The 1,698-nt window shown below is 32.4% G+C and carries 3 protein-coding genes; all 3 read left to right on the top strand.

The window, feature by feature from the left end; all coding sequences use genetic code 11:
- Positions 1-360 precede the first annotated feature (360 nt).
- The 3 genes from CHELV3228_RS09945 to CHELV3228_RS09955 are packed head-to-tail and all read left to right on the top strand — an operon-like array spanning position 361 to position 1,390.
- The gene (locus CHELV3228_RS09945; protein WP_082200913.1) at positions 361-972 is read left to right on the top strand and encodes a replication protein; all 612 of its coding nucleotides are present in this window, start codon (positions 361-363) and stop codon (positions 970-972) included.
- Complete coding sequence (locus CHELV3228_RS09950; protein ID WP_082200914.1) at positions 960-1,151, top strand: hypothetical protein; 192 nt, start codon at positions 960-962, stop codon at positions 1,149-1,151. The genes CHELV3228_RS09945 and CHELV3228_RS09950 overlap by 13 nt, the downstream gene beginning before the upstream one ends.
- Positions 1,152-1,159: 8 nt before the next feature.
- Positions 1,160-1,390 (top strand): hypothetical protein, encoded by a 231-nt coding sequence (locus CHELV3228_RS09955; RefSeq protein WP_082200915.1) that lies wholly within the window; start codon positions 1,160-1,162, stop codon positions 1,388-1,390.
- The last annotated feature ends 308 nt before the right edge of the window (positions 1,391-1,698 follow it).

The following is a 1,698-nucleotide window of genomic DNA, read 5'->3' on the forward strand; positions in this document are numbered from 1 at the left end:
CCGCTTATTTTTTGTTGTATTACTCTTGCATTTTACCCGCTAAAAATCTCAAGGCTTGAAAAAGTTTAAAGGGGTCAGCCCCCCATATGCAGTAAATAAGGCTTTTGCACCTCTTTCACATATTAGCAAGTATGGAAATATAGCGTTTTGGTAGGTTAGTGAGCGGAGCGAAAATTTAAGCTTAATTTAATAATTCCATGTGTGTGTTACTACGACACACACACATGGAAGGTCGTTGGTCGTTGGGAAAAATTTGACTTATTTACTATAATGTATTACTATTATAAAACAAAAAAAAAGGGAAGTAGAAAGGTTGCAGCCTCTACTTCCCTTAAAAAATCAAAAAAATAGGGGTATATTATGGCAGAAAATGCTAAAAATGACAAGGCAAGATACTGGGGATTTTTAGTTTATCCTGAAAGTGTAGCACAGGATTGGGAAGAAATTTTAAGTTTAAAATATGGTTTTGAGTGGGTTAGAAGTCCTTTACACGATAGCGATGTAAATGCAGATAATACGCCAAAGAAACCGCATTACCATTGCTTAATTTATGTCAATGGTAAAAAGTCTTACAATCAAATAAAGACTATAATGGACGAAATAGGAGCAACAGCTCCGCAAATAATCCATAATGCTAAAGGTAATGTCCGCTATATGCTTCATTTAGACAACCCAGAGAAAGCACAATACAAATTAAGCGATTTAAAGGCATTTAATGGCTTTGATATAGAAAAGTATCTCTTTAGCGAAAAAGAGCTAAATGAGAAGCGTTTAAAAGCGATTGCTGACATAATGGACTTTATAGACGAGCAAGGTTTAACAGAATTAACTGAAATATTAAAATACGCTAGAAAAAATGAGCCTTATTGGTTTGAGCTTCTTTGCACTAATTCGGCTTATATTGTAAATTGTTATTTAAAGTCAATTCGTTATCAACTTGAAAAAGGAGTAAAAACAAAATGCCAAACATAAAAAAACGCCCTACTGAAATTATGACAACAAGAGTTCCTAAAAGCTTGTTCCCCTTTTTTAAAACTTTAGAAAATCGTAATAATTATGTGTTACAGCTTATAGAAAACAGCCAAGAATACAAAGATTATTTACGCAAAAAAGCAGAGCAAGAAAACAAAAATCAACCTAGCTTATTTTAAGGCTTATAATGAGTAAAAAAGAGAGAGTTAAATTTACGCTTGATTTTGCTAAGGCTTTGGTATTTGCATTATTAACAGCCTTATTCGGTATATTTGCTTTTGTTGTGATACACATTGAAACGATTAATACATTTCAAAAAATCGCTTCTTTTGCTGGTATTATTATCATAGCAGTATTTTTTTACTTGCTAATTAAATACATTGCTAAAAAACTTGATGAGTTGGAAAGGTTAGACTAATGGCACTCTTTATAGCTATTTTTGCGATTTTAACATTTTGCGGATTATGCTTATATGGAGCTATCGCAATTTCAAAATAAAAGGGGGTAACAGAATAGCAGATGTGTATCTGCTAGTTCTGCTTTTTGCCTTAATCTGCTAGAGCATATTAAGAGCAAAAACTTTACCCCCATTAAAACTCCAAAAGAAAAAATAAAATGAGCCTCGCAGAGCAGGTGGGAAAGAGTTTAAAAGTGTAGGTATATACTTTTTGGAACTCTTTCCCTTATCCTGCATTTTATTTTTTAACGATTTTTTACTTCATTTTA

Source organism: Campylobacter helveticus (genome assembly GCF_002080395.1).
Lineage (GTDB): Bacteria > Campylobacterota > Campylobacteria > Campylobacterales > Campylobacteraceae > Campylobacter_D > Campylobacter_D helveticus.

Excerpts from the sequence above, each read along its gene's own strand:
- CHELV3228_RS09950 (WP_082200914.1), top strand. The coding sequence starts at position 960 with ATGCCAAACATAAAAAAACGCCCTACTGAAATTATGACAACAAGAGTT.
- CHELV3228_RS09955 (WP_082200915.1), top strand. The coding sequence starts at position 1,160 with ATGAGTAAAAAAGAGAGAGTTAAATTTACGCTTGATTTTGCTAAGGCT.
- CHELV3228_RS09945 (WP_082200913.1), top strand. The coding sequence starts at position 361 with ATGGCAGAAAATGCTAAAAATGACAAGGCAAGATACTGGGGATTTTTA.